We start from the raw sequence: 17,004 nt of genomic DNA, 5'->3' as shown, positions 1-17,004 counted from the left end.
GCCGGTTCTGCCGGTCATTCTGCCGGTGACCGGTCGGTAGGCCGGCCGGCGGACTCCGGCCCGTCGGGTCAGCAGTCGGTGGCGGCCGGCTGGGCGTGCGGGTCGGCGTCCGTGCTCCCGGCGGTTGCGCCCGGGTGGACCGCGTCGCGGACCCGGCGCAGCCCGTCGAGGAGGGCCGCCAGGGCGGCCGGGTCGAGTTGGCCGGTGAACCACTGCTCGATGATCTGCAGGTGGCCCGGCAGGGTCTCGTCGAGACGGGTCAGGCCGGCGGCGGTCACCACCGCGTACGAGCTGCGCCGGTCGTTGGGGCAGGCCCGGCGGCGGAGCAGGCCGTCGCGCTCCATCCGGTCGACCACCCGGGTCACCCCGCTGGTGGAGAGGGAGGTCTGTGCCGCGAGATCGGTCATCCGCAGCTGGTTGCCGGGTGACCGGGCGAGCCGCATCAGCACCTCGAACTCGACCGGGGAGAGTGCGTGCTCCTCGAGCTGGGCGGCGAACCGGGCCGACAGCCCGGCACTCGCCTCGAAGAGGAGGCCGATGGCGGTGATCCGCGGGTCGTCGAACACGTTCTGGTTCACATCGCCATCCTAGCAGTACTTGACACAGGGAATATTGCTGTGCCTATAGTTGCTCAGTCAGTCGTTGGGCTACTCAATCAATCTCCCCTGGAGGACAGCACCATGACCAGCAGCACCGAAGCGGTTACCCGCGACTGGGACGGCCTCACCATCCCGGCCGCCGGCACCTACCTGCTGGACGCCGCTCACAAGCGCGTCGGGTTCGTCGCCCGGCACATGATGGTCAGCAAGGTTCGCGGTGAGTTCGGCGAGGCGACCGCCACCGTCACCGTCGCGGAGGACCCGATGCAGTCCTCCGTCACCGCCACCATCCAGGCGGCCAGCATCCACACCGCGATGGCCGATCGCGACGCGCACCTGCGCAGCGGGGACTTCCTGGACGTGGAGAAGTTCCCGACCCTGGAGTTCCGCAGCACCGGCGTGAAGTCCCGGAAGGGTAGTCAGTTCATCCTCTCCGGCGAGCTGACCATCAAGGATGTCACCCGCCCGGTCGACCTGGAGGTCGAGTTCGAGGGCGTCGGCCGCAGCCCGTTCGGCCAGGACATCTTCGGCTTCTCCGCCAGCACCGAGATCGACCGCGAGGAGTTCGGCCTCACCTGGAACGTCGCGCTGGAGACCGGCGGCGTCCTGGTCGGCAAGAAGATCAAGATCGAGATCGAGGGCGAGGCCATCCGCCAGGCCTGATCTCCCCGTACGGCCCCACGGGCCCGTGCCGTCAACCGACGGCGCGGGCCCGTTCGGCGTCTCCGGGCAGGTGCGAATTGTCACGTCCGGTTCGTCGGTCACCCGTGGTGTTGCGGGTGGCGGCTGGGTAGGAGAGCAGACCTACGCCCGGCCCTCTGGTTTCGGTGGGCCGGGCGCACTTAACGTAAGGGCTTCACAATGCGTTCCGGAACGAAACGGTTCCGTTGCGCTTCGCGCCGGGAGGACAGATGGGTAGAGACGTCGAGCAGGGCGCCTTCTCCCGGGAGGACCGGGTCCGCTACCGGCAGAAGGTCCGGCGGTGCCTGGACGTCTTCGCGCTGATGCTGGACGACTTCGGCTTCGACGCCGATCGTCCGATGACCGGGCTGGAGATCGAGCTCAACCTGGTCGACTCGGCGGCCGAGCCGGCCATGCGCAACGAGCAGATCCTCGCCGACATCGCCGACCCGCTCTTCCAGACCGAGCTGGGGCAGTTCAACCTGGAGCTGAACGCCTCGCCCCGGCTGATCGAGGGCACCGGCTTCGCCGACTACGAGCAGGACCTGCGCAGCAGCCTCAGCCGCGCCGACGAGCGCGCCGCCAAGTCCGACGCCAAGATCGTGATGGTCGGCATCCTGCCCACCCTCACCGAGCGCCACCTGGTCGTCGACAACCTCTCCACCAACGAGCGCTACCGGGTGCTCAACGACCAGATCGTCGGCGCCCGGGGCGAGGACATCGAGCTGGACATCCGGGGTGTCGAGCGCCTCCAGACGCACAACGACTCGATCGCCCCGGAGTCCGCCTGCACCAGCCTCCAGTTCCATCTCCAGGTCGCGCCGGACAGCTTCGCCGACTACTGGAACGCGTCCCAGGCCATCGCCGGGGTGCAGGTGGCGGTCGGGGCCAACTCGCCTTTCCTCTACGGCCGCCAGCTCTGGGCGGAGACCCGGATCGCCCTGTTCGAGCAGGCCACCGACACCCGCCCGGACGAGCTCAAGGCCCAGGGCGTACGCCCCCGGGTGTGGTTCGGGGAGCGCTGGATCACCTCGATCTTCGACCTCTTCGAGGAGAACGTCCGCTACTTCCCGCCGCTGCTGCCGATCGTCGAGGACGAGGACCCGGTGGAGGTGCTGCACGCCGGCGGGGTGCCCGAGCTGGCCGAGCTGCGCCTGCACAACGGCACCGTCTACCGGTGGAACCGGCCCGTCTACGACATCATGGGCGGCCGTCCCCACCTGCGCGTGGAGAACCGGGTGCTGCCGGCCGGGCCGACCGTGGTGGACATGCTGGCGAATGCCGCCTTCTACTTCGGACTGGCCCGTGGCCTGGCCGAGGCGGACCGGCCGATCTGGAGCCAACTCACCTTCAGCTCCGCCGAGGAGAACTTCCACGCCGCCGCCCGCCGGGGCATGAACGCGGTGCTGCACTGGCCCCGGCTGGGCGACGTGCCGGTGACCACGCTCGTGCTCGATGTGCTGCTGCCCACGGCCGCGCGGGGCCTGGACCGGTTCGGCGTCGCCCCGGCCGAGCGGGACCGCCTGCTCGGGGTGATCGAGCAGCGGTGCCGTACCGGCCGGAACGGGGCGGTGTGGCAGACCGAGGCGGTCTGGGCGGCCGAGCGGCACCGGGGCCTGGACCGGGACGCGGCGCTGCATCACATGCTCCAGCGCTACGCCGAACTCCAGCGCAGCAACGAGCCGGTGCACACCTGGCCGGTGGACTGAGCCGAACGACCGGAGGGCGGTGTCAGCGACCGCGGCGGCGCGCCTTCGGCCCGGTGCCCGGCCCCGTCGCGTCGCTCCCCGGACCGGTTCCGGCCCCCGTCGGCGCGGCGTCGGAGGCGTCGCCGGTTTCGTCGCTGAAGGCCGGCTGGTCCGAGGGCTTCCGCTGCGGGGGGACGGCCCGACTGCGGCCGCCGGTGGCGCGCGCCCGCGGCGCCACGCCGCTGCTCGGCTCCGCCGCCGTCAGCTTCTCGCCCTGGGCGGGCGGCTCCGCGTCCGCGTCATTCAGTGGTACGGGCGCGGTGGCCGCCTCCGCCGACCCGGTCCCGCCGGACCGTCGCCCGAAGAGCCGCCAGCCGGCCGCCGGCTTCGCCGCCACCGGCCCGGTGTCGCCGGCCTCCGGTGCCCCGGCGGCCGGCTGGCCCGCCGGGCGGCCGGAAGGGTCGTCCGGCTCGGCGGTGCCCTGCCGGGGCAGCGGCACGTCGACGCGCTCGGCGGCTCGGCGTTCGGCCCGCTGGGCCAGCGCGGCGACCAGGACCGAGCCGCCGATCCCGGCGATCACCGCGTACGGGGCGACCAGGTGGGCCGACATCTGTTCGGGCGAGATCGCTGCGAGCCTCGGCACGGCCAGCAGGTAGCCCAGCGCGACGAGGATCGGCCCGGCCGCCCCGGAGGCGGCCGCGCCGACCCGCCGCTCCGGCGTCCGGGCGGCACCCCGGGCGGCCAGCGCGCCGATCACCACCGCGGAGCCCATCGCGAGCAGGGCGCCCGGCCAGTAGAAGTAGTCCCGGATCCAGTAGCGCTCGCTGTCCGCGCTGATCTGCCAGATGCCGAGCTGTGCGGTGCCCAGGCCGCGGCCGGAGAGCACTCCGTCCACGACCGACACCACGGCGAGCAGCCAGAGCCAGCCGCTGGTGGCGACGAGATTGCCGGCGGCGGCCCGGGAGTGCAGCGCCCAGATCGCCAACAGCAGCCCGATGAGCAGCCCGACGGCGGCGTACCCGGCGGCGACGGTCTGCGGGGAGAAGGTGTCCGGCACCCGTGCGGCGCGGGCCGGTACGGCGACCAGCAGCACCGTGATCACCGCGCCGACCCCGGCCGCGACGGCCAGCGTGAGGTGCCGGAGCGTCGGGCCCGGCTCGTCGTCGTCGCCGCGCAACCGGTGGGCGCAGACCGCACCGGCCACCACCGAGGTGGCCGAGATCCAGGTGGCCCAGGCGAGGCTCGCCGCCCAGGCCGCCTCACCCGGCGCGCCGCCGGGCGGCGTCCAGTTGATGATGCCCAGGCCGTAGCCGAAGCCCAGCTGAGCCGCCCCGGCGCCGGCGGCTACGCCGAGCGCGGTGGCGATCGATGCTCCCCAGCCCCGTCTGGCCATGCCGGGGAGCGTAGCGTCCCAGGGTCGGCGCGGCGAGTCTTGACGGCAGGCTCCTCCGCGCCGTGACGGCTTGGTGGCGGCGGGTACGGTCGCCGGGGACTGGGGCGGTGGACGCGATGACGGACGACGGGTTCCCGGACGGGCGGCCCGGGTTGCACGACGACCCGGGGCCGGATCGGACGAGGCTGCTCCTCGGCGGTGGCCTGGCGGTGGTCCTGCTGGCCGTGATCGGGGCGAGCGGCGGCTGGCTGCTCGCCGGAGAGCCGGACGCTCCCGGGTCCCCGGTGACGGCGGCCAGTACGTTGCCGGCAACGACCGGCGATACGCCGACCGGAGCGGTGTCCACTCCGGCGTCGGAGCGTCCAACCGGGACCCGGACCAGCACCGCGGCGGGACTGACCGTCCCCGAGGTGGTGGGCGTCGACTTCCGGGAGGCCCGCCGGCAGTTGCGCGACCGCAAGCTCGGCTGGCGGCTGGTCTTCGGCACCGGGTCCGGCCGGTCCGTCGAGCGCAGCTCGCCCGCGCCGGGTACGCCGGTGCGGCGGGGGGTCACCGTGACCCTCTGGGTCAGCGGCCCGGCACCGGTCGTGGCCGTGCCGGACCTGGTCGCCCAGGACTGCGGCGACGCCGCGAACGACCTGGTCGAGGCGGGCCTGTTCCCGCGCTACCGGAGCGGTCGCCGGGGACCGGTCACCGCGCAGGACCCGAGCGGGGGCTCCGCGGCGCGGTGGAACGACCCGGTCGCCCTCACCTGCGGCGACGCGCCGGCCGCCACCCCGGAGGCCACCCCGCTGCCGACCCCGTGACGGTCGGCTCGCCGCGCTGATCCCGGCCGATGGTTGTCCGGACCGATACCGTGGACGGCGAGGGCCAGCGCGCCCGGCCCGGCGGGGAAAGGACGTGCCATGAGCGACGACCGCCAGGAGCCACCCGCCGAGGACGCCGATGCGACCCGGGCCATGCCGTCGGGTGGCGACGCTGACGCCACCCGACGGATGCCGCGCCCGGACGCGGGTGCCACCGCGCGGCAGCGGCCGGCGGAGGCGACCTCGCCGATCCCTCCGGCCTGGTCCGGACGGGCCGGGGTGCCCCCGCCCCGTCCGGCCGGTTACCCCGAGCCGGGCGCCGAGTGGTACGCCGAGGAGCAGGCCGGCCGCCGCTGGTGGATGCCGATCCTGCTGGGCATCCTCGCGCTGGTGCTGGTCGCGCTGATCGGGTTGGGGGTCTGGCTGGCGCTCCGCGCGGCGGCGCGGAACTCCGGGCCCGGCCCGCTGCCCTCGGCCGCGCCGACGAGCGCCCCGGCGACGAGCGCCGCGCCCACCACCACCGCACCGAGCACCTCGCCGCCGACCACGCCGCCCAGTCCGACCAGCGCCGGGCTGGCGATGCCGCCACTGGTCGGGTTGCCCGAGGCCGCGGCCCGGGCGGTCCTCGACCGGCTCGACGTGAACTACCAGGTGCGGACGCGCGCCTCGGACCAGCCGGCCGGCACGGTGATCGAGACCGACCCGGCGGCCGGCGAGCAGATCCCCGAGGGAGACCGGGTCACCATCGTGGTGGCCGAGCCGGCCGCGCCCACCACGGGAGCCGGCACCCCGACGCCGGGACCGACGGCCACGGCAACGGGCTGACCGTCACCACTGCCGGCGTCTCGTGCCGACCAGTCCCAGCCCGGCCAGCGAGATGGCGAGACCGAGCAGCCCCGAGTAGAACAGCGACCGGCTGATGTCCTCGGTGTCCCGTACCCCCGCAGGGTCGGCCAGCGCGCTCTCCCCGGCACCGTCCGGGGCGGGTTCCGCGCCGGCGCCGAAGCCGCCCGCGTCGGCCCAACCGGGCTCCTCCTCCGGATCGGTGGCCGGTGCGGTGCCCTCCCCGACCACGGTGATCTCCGGAGCGGGTACGGGTTCGGTCAACTGCTCGGTGGAGGAGAATGCGGGGTGGCGGACCACGATGGCGAGTACGGTCGCGGCTCCGATGACCGCGAGGAGCCCGAAGGCGTAGCGGACTGGGGACCGGTGGTGCCGCCGCGCGGCGGGCAGATTGACCATGACCATCCCAGGTTCAGGGTCCGGGACGCGCGGGTGGAGACGTTGCCGGGGTGGCGTACCGAGTCTATGGCGTCGGTACGCCCCCGGCCGGGCAAATGCCGGGTCAGCCGACCTGGACCGGGGTCCGGACCATCGGGGGTCGGGTCCGGATCGTGTGCTGGCGCGGCGCCGGTGCGGCCCGGAGCGGTTGCAGCCCGGCCGGCTGTACGAAGATCGACCGCCGGTTGACCGCGTCCCCCGCCGCGTTCAACTCGTAGCCGTCGAGCCAGAGCCAACCGTCGTAGGTCGTCCGGTCGAGCACCCGGATCACCCGGAACATGATCGGTCGGAGGAATTGGACACTCGCCGTGCGAGTCACGTGCAGTACGTCACCGGAGCGGGGAAGCACATCGGCTCCTGGGAGGGATCGGCCGGCTGGCGGGCCGGCGGAAAGCTGATCGGGGGAAGGGCGGTCCAGTGCCGGGGTCGTGCCTCGTGGACCGGCTGATCAGGTATGTCGGTGCTGGTCGGAGGGCGCCCGCGGTGGCGGGCCACCCTCCGGCCATCACCCGGCTGCTCCCGGTTACCGCTCCCGCCGCCGCAGCCAAACTGACGTACAGCGGCGGGGTCTTCAGCCCGGGGCAGGTCTCACGGCGCGGGACGGCTCCCCTCCCGCCGTCCCACGGCCCATGGGATCACCACGCCCGGAGATCATGCGAAGACGGTGAGTAACCCGTGCCATGACGACAGAGTGCATCAGTGACGTGCTTCATGCAAGTTGCACGTCGTCTTTTGCTGATTCGCGCGCACGACACGTGAATGGGACGCTTGAAGGCTCAGGTCTCGGGGCGGCACACTGGACGCTGGTTTCGCCCGTCGCGGCCGGTCGACGACCGACACCATCCCTCTGCCGCGAACGATCGCCCGCCGTCCGACGGTCGCGCCCTCGGCGGGTGTCGAACCGGGCGCGATCGACCGGAGGTAGCCCGGTGAGCGAGCGGAGCGAGCGAACCATCAAGCTCGGCGGCGCGAGGAGCCACCGCCCAGCAACCCGTTGGGCGGCGTCGTGACCGAGCGCCGCAGCCCCACCATCCGGCGTCGCCGGCTGGGCGCGGAACTCCGCCGCCAGCGGGAGGCCGCCGGGGTCACCATCGAGGTGGTCGCCGAGCAGTTGGAGTGCTCGGCGTCCAAGATCTCCCGCATCGAGACCGGCCACACCACCGCCACCCCGCGCGACGTGCGCGACATGCTCCGCATCTACGGGGTGGTCGGCGCGGAGAGCGACGAGCTGGTGCAGATCGCCCGGGAGGCCCGGCAGAAGGGCTGGTGGCATCCGTACAGCACCGTGCTGGTCGGGGCGTACGTGGGGCTGGAGGCGGCGGCCAGCTCGATCCGGGCCTACGAGCAGCAGGTGGTGCCGGGGCTGCTGGAGACCGAGGAATACGCGGGCGCGATGATCCGGGCCGCCCGGCCCGACTTCAGCGCCGAACAGGTTCAACAACGGGTGCGTGTCCGTCTGGGCCGCCAGTCGTTGTTGACGCAGGACGATCCGGTCGATCTGTGGGTGGTGCTCGACGAGGCGGTGCTGAGCCGGCCGGTTGGCGGCGACGCGGTGATGCGTGGCCAGCTCAAGCGGCTGGTGGAGGTGGCCCAACTGCCGAACGTGACGTTGCAGGTCCTGCCCTTCGAGGTGGGAGCGCACGCCGGCATGGACGGCACCTTCACGATCCTCAGCTTCCCCGAACCGAGTGATCCCGATGTCGTGTACGCCGAGAACGCCACGGGTGGGCTCTTCCTGGAGAAGAGCGACGAACTTCAGAAGTACAGCTTCATCTTCGATCACATTCGAGCGGCCGCCATCCGGCCCGAGGAGTCCATCGCACACATTGCAAAACTGGCAGAGGAGCCGTTGTGGAAATGGCGACCAAGGAGTTCCCCGTGGACCTGACGCGGGCGACGTGGTTCAAGAGCTCGAAGAGTGGGCCGAACTGTGACAACTGCGTGGAGGTCGCGTACGTGACCGGCGCGGTCGGCGTCCGGGACTCGAAGGACAAGACGGGCCCGGCCCTGGTCTTCGCCCCGGGTGACTGGCACGCCTTCGTCGCCGGCGCCAGGGACGGCGTGTTCGTCCGAGACTGATCCGGCGATCCGGACCCCAGAGCATGGTCCCGCCCGGCAGCGTGGCCGGGCGGGACCATTTCGTGCCCACCGGCCGGGCCGGTTTCGCGTACCCGTCGCCAGTTCCGTCCCGCCTCGTTGAACCGCACGGATCGGCAACCGAACGAGGCAGGCGAGACGGATGACGACGATCGGTTCAGAGAATCTCACCAACGGTCCGGGAAAGCCGGAGCGGTTCGGCGGCAAGTACCGCGGGGCGCGCCGGGACACGGTGCTCACCGAGGTGGTCTCCACCGACACCGAGATCGGTGGCCGGGACACGGCCGAGCCGGAGCAGTCCGCACCGCCGCTCACCCTGCCGTCGCTGGACCCGAACCCGCTCACCGAGCCGTCGTTCCCGCCGAGCGGCTGGCCGGTGGAGCAGCCGGAGTCCCTGGTGGACCACCCGTTGCTGCGCGGCCTGCTGATGGAACTACCGCCGAAGGGCAGCGTGCCGCCGCCCGGCTGGCTGGACCGCTGGTTCGAGGCGACCCGGGCCATCCTCGAACTGCTATACGTGCAGGGGACCGGCCGCTCGCGGTGACCCGGCGGCTGGCGGCCATGATTCGGCCTCCGCGCCGCTAGGCGGCGCTCCGGACCGAATAAATGCCGGCCGGCGGCATGGCCCGCTCGGCGAGCCGGTTGTGCCGCAGCGCGTGGCGTACCCCGAGCACGATGACGCCGAGCGCGCCGATGGTGAGGGCGGGGCCCGCCACGGCGGGCGTGGCGAGCAGGTCGACGCCCGCGGCCGAGACCACGGCCGGGACCGCGGCGAGCGCGGTCACCTGGAGCGGGAGCGCGATCAGCGGGTGAGCCGAGGCCGCCCGCAGCCCGTGCGGGGCCGGGGTGTCCGGGGCGGCGGCGAAGGCACCCGCGCCCGCGCGCAGCCGCCGTACCCGCCGTAGCGTGCAGACCGCGACGACCAGTGCCGGCGCCGCGGCGAGGCCGAGGCCGGCGGCGGCCCGGTCGATGGCTGTCGTCCCAGCGCTCTGCAGCCCGACGACCAGGACGGCCGCGGTCAGCAGCAGGCCGGTCACGGTCAGGCCGGACAACCATCCGGTACGGCGGCGCAGCGCCCGGGCGCGGTCCAGCCGGGGCAGCCCGTCCGCCACGACGCCGGCGGCCAGCCAGACCGCGGCGACGGGGAGCAGAACGGCGAGCTGGTCGTCCATGGTTCCCAGCCTCGTCCGGACCGCCGTGCGGCGGATCCGGGACGGCACCCCGGTTCGTCCCGTACGCCCTCCCGTAGGGGCCATCCCATCGGCGTTATGGCGGATCCGGCATCTTCACAGCGTTCACACCGGGGACCTAGCCTCTTGTTGATCGGTCAGCGTCGATTCGCCTGTGCCTCGCCCGGCGGACGGTCCTGGGCCGGTCGGAGGGAGGTAGGGAGATGGGTCTCCCACACAGGTCCGTACTCGTCGGAGTGGCCACCCTGGCGATGGTCGCGGCGGCCGGTCCCGCCCTGGCCGCCGAGCCGAGCGGGGTGATCCGGAACGCCGGTGGCGCCGACGCGGTGGCCGACAGTTACCTCGTCGTGTTGAAGGACAGTGCGGTGGCCCCGGACCGGGTCACGGAGACGGCCCAGCGGCTGACCGCCCGGCACGGCGGCACGGTGGCCCGCACCTGGCGGGTCGCCCTGCGCGGCTTCGAGATCCGGGTCGGCGCGCCGGCCGCCGCGCGGATCGCCGCGGACCCCGCCGTCGCGTACGTGGAACAGAACCGCACGGTCTCGATCGCCGGCACCCAGACCAACCCGCCGTCCTGGGGCCTGGACCGGATCGACCAGCGGAACCTGCCGCTGAACAGCTCCTACACCTACCCGAACACGGCCAGCAACGTACGCGCCTACATCATCGACACCGGGATCCTGTTTGGACACAACGACTTCGGCGGCCGGGCGGTCTCCGGCTTCGACGCGGTCGACGGGGGCTCCGCCGACGACTGCAACGGCCACGGCACGCACGTCGCGGGCACCGTGGGCGGCTCCTCGTACGGGGTGGCCAAGGGGGTCCAGCTGGTCGGCGTCCGGGTGCTCAACTGCCAGGGCAGCGGCACCACCGCCCAGGTGGTGTCCGGGATCGACTGGGTCACTCAGAACGCGGTCAAGCCGGCGGTGGCGAACATGAGCCTCGGTGGCTCCGCCGACAGCTCGATCGACACGGCGGTCACGAACTCCATCAACTCCGGCATCACGTACGCGGTGGCGGCCGGCAACGGCGACATCTTCGGCAACCGGCAGAACGCCTGCAACTACTCCCCGGCCCGGGTCGGGTCGGCGATCACCGTCGGTGCCACGCAGAACAACGACGCCGCGGCGAGCTTCTCGAACTACGGCACCTGCGTCGACATCCTGGCGCCGGGGGTCAACATCACCTCCGCCTGGTATACCAGCAACAGCGCGACGAACACGATCAGCGGCACCTCGATGGCCTCGCCGCACGTGGCCGGCGCGGCGGCGCTCGTGCTCTCGGCGAACCCGTCCTGGAGCCCGCAGCAGGTGCGGGACAGCCTGGTCAACGACGCCACCCCGAACGTGGTGACCAACGTGGGCACGGGCACCCCCAACCGGCTGCTCTACGTGGTCAACGGCAGCACCCCGCCGCCGACCAACGACTTCTCCGTCTCGGTCTCCCCGACCTCCGGCTCGACCGCGCCGGGCGGCTCGGTCAGCGCCACCGTCGCCACCGCGACCACCAACGGCTCGGCCCAGTCCGTCAGCCTCTCCGCGAGCGGACTGCCGAGCGGCGCCACCGCGTCGTTCAACCCGTCCACGGTGACCTCGGGCGGCTCCTCCACGCTCACCGTCAGCACGGCGGCCGGCACCCCGCCCGGCACGTACCCGGTGACCGTCAGCGGCACGGCGGCGTCGGGCACGAAGACGGCGACCTACTCGTTGACCGTCACGGGCTCGGGTGGCTGCACCGGTGCCGGCCAGAAGCTCGGCAACCCCGGCTTCGAGTCCGGTAACACCGTCTGGACGTCCACCTCGGGCGTCATCGGCCAGTACGGTTCCAGTGGTCAGCCGCCGCGCTCCGGCACCTGGAACGCCTGGCTGGACGGCTACGGCACCACCCACACCGACCGGCTGTCGCAGGCGGTGAGCCTGCCGACCGGCTGCAGCTCGTACACCTTCAGCTTCTGGCTGCACATCGACAGCGCCGAGACCACCACCAGTGTCCAGTACGACAAGCTCACCGTGCAGGTGCTCAACTCCTCCGGCACGGTGCTGGCGACGCTGGCCACCTACTCCAACCTGAACAAGGCGAGCGGCTACACCCAGCGGTCCTTCTCCCTGGCCGCCTACGCCGGACAGACCGTCACCCTGAGGTTCACCGGCACCGAGGACATCTCCCTGCAGACGTCCTTCGTCATCGACGACACCGCGGTGAACGTCTCCTGAGCCAACCTCTTCCCACCGGCGTCCGGCGGTCCCCCCTCGGGGTGGCCGCCGGACGTCGTGCCGGCGTCAGACGTCGAAGGTGGCGGGGCGCTCGGTGGCCGGTGGCGGCGGGGTGGCCCGCCACACGCCGATCTTCTGCGCGGCCAGCCGGGCCAGGTAGGCCGGGTTGAGGATGACGTAGCGGCGCCAGAGCCGCTTCGGCTCCAGGCCGAGCCGCCAGAACCACTCCAGCCCGGCCCGCTGCATCCACGGCGGCGGGTTGCGCAGCAGGCCGGCGTGGTAGTCGAAGGCCGCGCCGACCGCCATCAGCGGCATGTCCAGCAGCGGCCGCATCGCGTACGCGAAGACCTCCTGGCGGGGGCAGCCCAGCCCGACCAGGACGAGCCGGGCGCCGCTGGCCTTGATCCGGTCGGCGATCTCGGCGTCCTCGCCCGGCTGCACCGACCGGAACTTGGACGGCTCGACTCCGGCGATCTTCAGCGCCGGGAACTTCCGCTCGAGGGCCGGGATCAGCCGGGACAGCGTCTCCTCGGTGGAGCCGTAGAGGTAGACGGGGAGGCCCTCCGCGGCGAAGCGGGAGAGCACCCGGAGGGTGAGCTCGGGACCGTAGACCCGGTCGGTCAGACCGGCGCCGTGCAGCAGGTTCAGCGCCCACCGGACCGGCTGTCCGTCCGGGGTGACCACGTCGAACGAGTTGAGCCGGGCGTTGTGCGCCGGGTCGAGCACCCCGGTCATCACGCCGTGCACGGCCAGCGCGGTCAGGGCCAGCGGGCGGCGCTCGTGCCCGGCCGCCACCACCGCCTCGGTCGCCCGGGCGTAGTCGGTGGCGTCGACGAGCACGCCGAGCACGTTCCGCTTGGTGCCGGCGGTCATGCCTTCGGCACCCACTTGTCGACGTTGGCCTCGTAGATCTCCCGGAGGATCATCGGCACGTCGTAGGTGATCTTCCAGCTCGGGTAGTGCTCCTCGAACCGGGCCATGCTGCTGACGTACCACTGGTGGTCGCCGGTGCGGGCCTGCTCGACGTAGTTGATCTGCGCCTCGCGGCCGGTGATCTCCTCGGCGATCCGGAACGCCTCGATGTGCGAGGTGTTGGAGTGACGACCGCCACCGAGGTTGTAGACCTGGGCCGAGCGGGGCTCCCGGAAGAACGCCTCGAAGGCGGTGAGCACGTCCCGGGAGTGGATCGCGTCCCGGACCATCTTGCCCTTGTAGCCGAAGAGGTTGTACGTCCGGCCCTCCATGACGCAGCGCATCAGGTAGGCGAGGAAGCCGTGCAGTTCGGCCGCCGAGTGCGCCGGGCCGGTCAGCGTGCCGCCCCGGAAGCAGGCGGTCCGCATGTCGAAGTACCGGCCGTACTCCTGGACCATGACGTCGGCGGCGACCTTCGAGGCGCCGAAGATCGAGTGCAGCGACTCGTCGATCGACATGTCCTCGGTGATGCCCTGGAAGTACGGGTGGTTCTCGGGCAGCTCGTAGCGGGTCTCCAGCTCGACCAGCGGCAGGCTGTTGGGGCGGTCGCCGTACACCTTGTTGGTGGAGCAGTGGATGACCGGCGCCTCGATGGCGTGCCGGCGGGTGTTCTCCAGCACGTTGAGGGTGCCGCCCGCGTTGACGTCGAAGTCCGTGTACGGCTCCTTGGCGGCCCAGTCGTGGCTCGGCTGCGCGGCGCTGTGGATCACCACGGCGATGTCCGAGCCGTACTTCTTGAAGACCCGCTCCAGGCCGTCCCGGTCCCGGATGTCCACCGAGTAGTGGGTGTAGCCGCCGCCCAGGTCGGCGGCGAGCCGGTCCAGGCTCCAGGACGTCGAGCCGTCCTCGCCGAAGAAGTACCGACGCATGTCGTTGTCGATGCCCACCACGTGGAGGCCGAGGCCGGCGAAGTGCCGGGCCGCCTCGGAACCGATCAGACCGCCAGAGCCGGTCACCAACGCGACACTCACACGCCACTCCTGGTCCATAGGGGGCAGGGAAACGAATCGGAGCATAGCGTGACATCCGGCACGCCCCGAAACGACGCGAGGGCTCCGCGCCTGCGGAGCCCTCGTGATGGTGGGGAAGGGGGGAGTTGAACCCCCACGCCCTTTCGGGCACACGGACCTGAACCGTGCGCGTCTGCCATTCCGCCACTTCCCCGTGGCCTGACCTGCAACACCGTATCTCATCCCGCGCCCGCCATCTGCGGCGGGTGCCCGGACATATTACGCTGTCATCGGTCATCGCCACGAGCGATCACCGTTCGTGGCGGACGAAACTGTAGCACGACCGCGAGGCCGGTCACGAACGGGCCGCCGGCAGCCGGCCGAGCGGCATGTGAGCTGCGGAGGCGGTGTCCGGATACCATCATGGCCTCGGAACCCGAGGAGGAGCCGGTGAGCGTGCTGCAACGCTTCGAGAAGCGTCTGGAAGGCCTGGTCGAGGGGGCCTTCGCCAAGGTCTTCAAAGGGGTGGTCCACCCCGTGGAGATCCTCAACGCCATGCAGCGGGAGGCCGAGGCGCACAAGGCGATCCTGGCCGGCGGGCGCACGTTGGTGCCCAACCGCTACGTGATCGATCTCTCGCCCTACGACCACAGTCGGCTGGCGCCGTACGCTGCCGCGCTGGCCCAGGAGCTGGCCCAGTCGCAGGCGGAGTTCATCGGCGAGCAGGCCTGGACGGTCTACGGCGACGTGATCGTCGAGATCGAACGCGGCGAGGGGCTGGACACGGGGATGTTCCGGGTCACCGCCGAGGTCTACACCGGCGGCGACGTGGCGCCGGTCTCCGCGCCCGGCGGCTACGACGCCGGCCCGGCCTACCCGGCGTACGACCAGGGTGGCGGCTACGGCCCGCCGCCGGGGCACGGCGCCGGCCGCAACGTCCGGCTGGTCTCCGGCGACGGCCGCACCTACCCGCTCCAGATGGGCTCGACCGTCATCGGTCGCGGCGACCAGGCCAACCTGCGCCTGCCCGACGTCGGGATCTCCCGGCGGCACGCCCGGCTGGACTTCGACGGCGGCCAGGTCGTGCTGACCGACCTCGGATCCACCAACGGCACCATGGTCAACGGCCAGCGCGTCTCCGCCGTCGCCCTCAACCCGGGCGACATGATCCAGCTCGGCACCACCACCCTGACCTTCCGCGTGGACGGCTGACGAGCGTTGCCGGAACTCGTCATCACCGTCGCCCGGTTCGGGTTCCTCATCCTGCTGTGGATCTTCGTGTTCACGGTGGTCGGTGTGATCCGCCGGGACCTCTTCGCGGGGGCCCGGTCGGGTCGGCTGGTGGCCGCGCCGCGCGCGGTCGGGGCCACCGCCGGGCCGGCCGCGAAGCCGGCGAAGGTGAAGCGGGGCCGGGCCGCGCACCAGTTGGTGGTCACGGCGGGGCAACTGGCCGGCACCCGGATCACCCTGGGCGAGGCTCAGATCACCATCGGTCGCGCCGAGGACTCGACGTTGGTGATCACCGACGACTACGCCTCGGCGCGACACGCCCGGCTCGTGCCGCGCGACGGGCAGTGGTTCGTCGAGGACCTCGGTTCGACTAACGGCACCTACCTGGATCGCGCTAAGGTCACCGGACCAACCCCCGTCCCCCTCGGCGTGCCGATCCGGATCGGCCGCACTTCTCTCGAATTACGGCCATGACTCTGACCCTGCGCTATGCGGCCCACAGTGACCGCGGTCTGATCCGAGACGGCAACCAGGATTCCGTCTACGCCGGGCCGCGGCTGCTCGCCGTTGCCGACGGCATGGGCGGCATGGCCGCCGGTGACGTCGCCAGCAACATCGTCATCGGTGCCATGGCGCCCCTCGACGAGGACGTCCCCGGGGACGCCCTCGTGGACGCGCTGCGTTCGGCCGTCGGCACCGCCAACCAGCAGCTCCGCGACACCGTGGACGCCAACCCGCAGCTGGAGGGGATGGGCACCACGCTCACCGCGACCCTCTTCTCGGGCAGCAAGCTCGGCATGGTCCACATCGGTGACTCGCGGGCCTACCTTCTGCGCAACGGTGAGTTCGCGCAGATCACCAAGGACGACACGTACGTCCAGATGCTCGTCGACGAGGGCCGGATCAGCGCGGAGGAGGCGAGCAGCCACCCCCAGCGCTCGCTGCTCACCCGGGCGCTGGACGGCCGCGACATCGACCCGGAGTACAGCGTCCGCCAGGTGCTCCCCGGCGACCGCTACCTGATCTGCTCCGACGGCCTCTCCGGCGTGGTCAGCGCGGACACCATCGCGGACACCATGCGCGAGTACGCCGACCCGCAGCAGTGCGTCGAACGCCTGGTGCAGCTCGCCCTGCGCGGCGGCGGCCCGGACAACATCACCGTGATCATCGCCGACGCCACCGACCAGGACATCGTCGAGGCGTCCCCGATCGTCGGCGGCGCCGCCGCCCGGGACCGGGGCATGGCCACCTCGGCCGACGTCTCCACCCCGGCGGCCCGCGCCTCCGCGCTCTCCGCCCCCCGGCCGGCCGCGCCCGAAGAGCCGGCGGACGCCCGAGACGAGGAATCGGAGCGGCGCGGGCACCGCCCGCTGCGTACCGCGGCCATGCTGCTGGCGCTGCTGGTGATCCTCGGCGGCGGCCTCTTCGCCGGCTGGAGCTACACCCAGCGCCAGTACTACGTCGGGGCCACGGAGGACGGCCAGCTCGCCGTGTTCCGGGGCGTGCCCGGCCAGGTCGCCGGCCTCGACCTGTCCAGCGTGCACGCCACCAGTGACTCGAAGCTGGACGACCTCACCCTGGCCGCACAGGAGCAGGTCAAGCAGGGCATCCAGGCCAAGAGCGAGCCGGACGCCGAGCGCCGGCTGGCCGAGCTGACCAGCGAGGACCCGGCCAACCCGAACCTCAAGCCGCTCTGCCCGCCCAGCCAGACGGCCGCGGCGGCCAGTCCGACCCCGGTCGCCACCGCCACCGCGCTGGCCCCGACCCCCAGCGCGGGCGCGTCGGCGTCGGCCGCGGCCACACCGACGCCCACGCCGTCGCCGACCACCACGCCCGACGCCGTCCCCTCCGACACCGTGCCGCCGGTCGACCCGGCGGCCTGCCGGTCGCCGGAGTGAGCGTCG

18 protein-coding genes and 1 tRNA gene are annotated in these 17,004 nt (G+C 72.4%); 11 read left to right on the top strand and 8 right to left on the bottom strand.

Translation table 11 applies throughout. The annotated features are described in order from the left end of the window. Nucleotides 1-68: 68 nt before the first annotated feature. Nucleotides 69-578: a MarR family winged helix-turn-helix transcriptional regulator gene (locus Q2K19_RS10950; RefSeq protein WP_302770157.1), complete on the bottom strand. Its 510-nt coding sequence runs from the start codon at nucleotides 576-578 to the stop codon at nucleotides 69-71. Between the two features lie 102 nt (nucleotides 579-680). Between Q2K19_RS10950 and Q2K19_RS10945 the strand changes: the two genes are divergently transcribed. Both Q2K19_RS10945 and Q2K19_RS10940 read left to right on the top strand, forming a co-directional pair. Further along, nucleotides 681-1,262 carry a YceI family protein gene (locus Q2K19_RS10945; protein WP_302770154.1) on the top strand — a complete coding sequence of 194 codons (582 nt, stop codon included), beginning with the start codon at nucleotides 681-683 and terminating at the stop codon, nucleotides 1,260-1,262. Between the two features lie 248 nt (nucleotides 1,263-1,510). Then, nucleotides 1,511-2,989 (top strand): glutamate--cysteine ligase, encoded by a 1,479-nt coding sequence (locus Q2K19_RS10940; protein ID WP_302770152.1) that lies wholly within the window; start codon nucleotides 1,511-1,513, stop codon nucleotides 2,987-2,989. 22 nt (nucleotides 2,990-3,011) lie between these two features. Here Q2K19_RS10940 and Q2K19_RS10935 read toward each other — a convergent pair whose 3' ends face one another. Then, nucleotides 3,012-4,361, bottom strand: a complete 1,350-nt coding sequence (locus tag Q2K19_RS10935) for a hypothetical protein (RefSeq protein WP_302770150.1) — start codon at nucleotides 4,359-4,361, stop codon at nucleotides 3,012-3,014. A gap of 116 nt (nucleotides 4,362-4,477) precedes the next feature. Between Q2K19_RS10935 and Q2K19_RS10930 the strand changes: the two genes are divergently transcribed. Beyond that, the gene (locus Q2K19_RS10930) at nucleotides 4,478-5,167 is read left to right on the top strand and encodes a PASTA domain-containing protein (protein ID WP_302770148.1); all 690 of its coding nucleotides are present in this window, start codon (nucleotides 4,478-4,480) and stop codon (nucleotides 5,165-5,167) included. Between the two features lie 99 nt (nucleotides 5,168-5,266). Further along, nucleotides 5,267-5,992, top strand: a complete 726-nt coding sequence (locus Q2K19_RS10925) for a PASTA domain-containing protein (protein ID WP_302770147.1) — start codon at nucleotides 5,267-5,269, stop codon at nucleotides 5,990-5,992. Between the two features lie 3 nt (nucleotides 5,993-5,995). Here the strand turns inward: Q2K19_RS10925 and Q2K19_RS10920 are convergent, their stop codons facing one another. Together Q2K19_RS10920 and Q2K19_RS10915 are read right to left on the bottom strand one after the other, a co-directional pair. Beyond that, a complete protein-coding gene (locus tag Q2K19_RS10920) occupies nucleotides 5,996-6,415 on the bottom strand; it encodes a hypothetical protein (protein WP_302770145.1) in 420 nt (139 codons plus the stop codon). A 97-nt stretch (nucleotides 6,416-6,512) separates the two neighbouring features. Beyond that, nucleotides 6,513-6,797 carry a hypothetical protein gene (locus Q2K19_RS10915; protein ID WP_302770143.1) on the bottom strand — a complete coding sequence of 95 codons (285 nt, stop codon included), beginning with the start codon at nucleotides 6,795-6,797 and terminating at the stop codon, nucleotides 6,513-6,515. A 657-nt stretch (nucleotides 6,798-7,454) separates the two neighbouring features. Here Q2K19_RS10915 and Q2K19_RS10910 point away from each other — a divergent pair. The 3 genes from Q2K19_RS10910 (at nucleotide 7,455) to Q2K19_RS10900 (ending at nucleotide 9,089) form a co-directional block, all read left to right on the top strand. Then, nucleotides 7,455-8,336 carry a helix-turn-helix domain-containing protein gene (locus Q2K19_RS10910; RefSeq protein ID WP_302770141.1) on the top strand — a complete coding sequence of 294 codons (882 nt, stop codon included), beginning with the start codon at nucleotides 7,455-7,457 and terminating at the stop codon, nucleotides 8,334-8,336. After that, nucleotides 8,306-8,527 (top strand): DUF397 domain-containing protein, encoded by a 222-nt coding sequence (locus Q2K19_RS10905; RefSeq protein ID WP_302770140.1) that lies wholly within the window; start codon nucleotides 8,306-8,308, stop codon nucleotides 8,525-8,527. Before Q2K19_RS10910 ends, Q2K19_RS10905 begins: the two co-directional genes overlap by 31 nt. A 160-nt stretch (nucleotides 8,528-8,687) precedes the next feature. Beyond that, nucleotides 8,688-9,089: a hypothetical protein gene (locus Q2K19_RS10900; protein ID WP_302770139.1), complete on the top strand. Its 402-nt coding sequence runs from the start codon at nucleotides 8,688-8,690 to the stop codon at nucleotides 9,087-9,089. A gap of 37 nt (nucleotides 9,090-9,126) precedes the next feature. Here the strand turns inward: Q2K19_RS10900 and Q2K19_RS10895 are convergent, their stop codons facing one another. Next, complete coding sequence (locus tag Q2K19_RS10895; RefSeq protein WP_302770137.1) at nucleotides 9,127-9,717, bottom strand: hypothetical protein; 591 nt, start codon at nucleotides 9,715-9,717, stop codon at nucleotides 9,127-9,129. Between the two features lie 221 nt (nucleotides 9,718-9,938). Here Q2K19_RS10895 and Q2K19_RS10890 point away from each other — a divergent pair, with 221 nt between their 5' ends. Beyond that, nucleotides 9,939-11,948: a S8 family serine peptidase gene (locus tag Q2K19_RS10890; protein WP_302770135.1), complete on the top strand. Its 2,010-nt coding sequence runs from the start codon at nucleotides 9,939-9,941 to the stop codon at nucleotides 11,946-11,948. Nucleotides 11,949-12,014: 66 nt separating this feature from the next. Here the strand turns inward: Q2K19_RS10890 and Q2K19_RS10885 are convergent, their stop codons facing one another. From Q2K19_RS10885 to Q2K19_RS10875, 3 genes are all read right to left on the bottom strand, one after another. Then, a complete protein-coding gene (locus tag Q2K19_RS10885) occupies nucleotides 12,015-12,821 on the bottom strand; it encodes a WecB/TagA/CpsF family glycosyltransferase (RefSeq protein ID WP_302770133.1) in 807 nt (268 codons plus the stop codon). Next, nucleotides 12,818-13,891: an NAD-dependent epimerase/dehydratase family protein gene (locus Q2K19_RS10880; protein ID WP_302770132.1), complete on the bottom strand. Its 1,074-nt coding sequence runs from the start codon at nucleotides 13,889-13,891 to the stop codon at nucleotides 12,818-12,820. The genes Q2K19_RS10885 and Q2K19_RS10880 overlap by 4 nt, the downstream gene beginning before the upstream one ends. Nucleotides 13,892-13,998: 107 nt before the next feature. Continuing rightward, nucleotides 13,999-14,084 (bottom strand) — tRNA-Leu (locus Q2K19_RS10875). A 209-nt stretch (nucleotides 14,085-14,293) separates the two neighbouring features. Here Q2K19_RS10875 and Q2K19_RS10870 point away from each other — a divergent pair. The 3 genes from Q2K19_RS10870 to Q2K19_RS10860 are packed head-to-tail and all read left to right on the top strand — an operon-like array spanning nucleotide 14,294 to nucleotide 16,998. After that, nucleotides 14,294-15,082 carry an FhaA domain-containing protein gene (locus Q2K19_RS10870; RefSeq protein ID WP_302770129.1) on the top strand — a complete coding sequence of 263 codons (789 nt, stop codon included), beginning with the start codon at nucleotides 14,294-14,296 and terminating at the stop codon, nucleotides 15,080-15,082. Nucleotides 15,083-15,088: 6 nt separating this feature from the next. Continuing rightward, a complete protein-coding gene (locus Q2K19_RS10865; protein ID WP_302770126.1) occupies nucleotides 15,089-15,574 on the top strand; it encodes an FHA domain-containing protein FhaB/FipA in 486 nt (161 codons plus the stop codon). Next, nucleotides 15,571-16,998, top strand: a complete 1,428-nt coding sequence (locus Q2K19_RS10860; protein WP_302770125.1) for a PP2C family protein-serine/threonine phosphatase — start codon at nucleotides 15,571-15,573, stop codon at nucleotides 16,996-16,998. Before Q2K19_RS10865 ends, Q2K19_RS10860 begins: the two co-directional genes overlap by 4 nt. Nucleotides 16,999-17,004: the final 6 nt, after the last annotated feature.

The organism is Micromonospora sp. NBRC 110009 (assembly GCF_030518795.1).
Taxonomy (GTDB): Bacteria; Actinomycetota; Actinomycetes; order Mycobacteriales; family Micromonosporaceae; genus Micromonospora.
The sequence above is the reverse complement of the archived record's forward strand: the minus strand, read 5'-3'. Positions and strand labels throughout refer to the sequence as shown.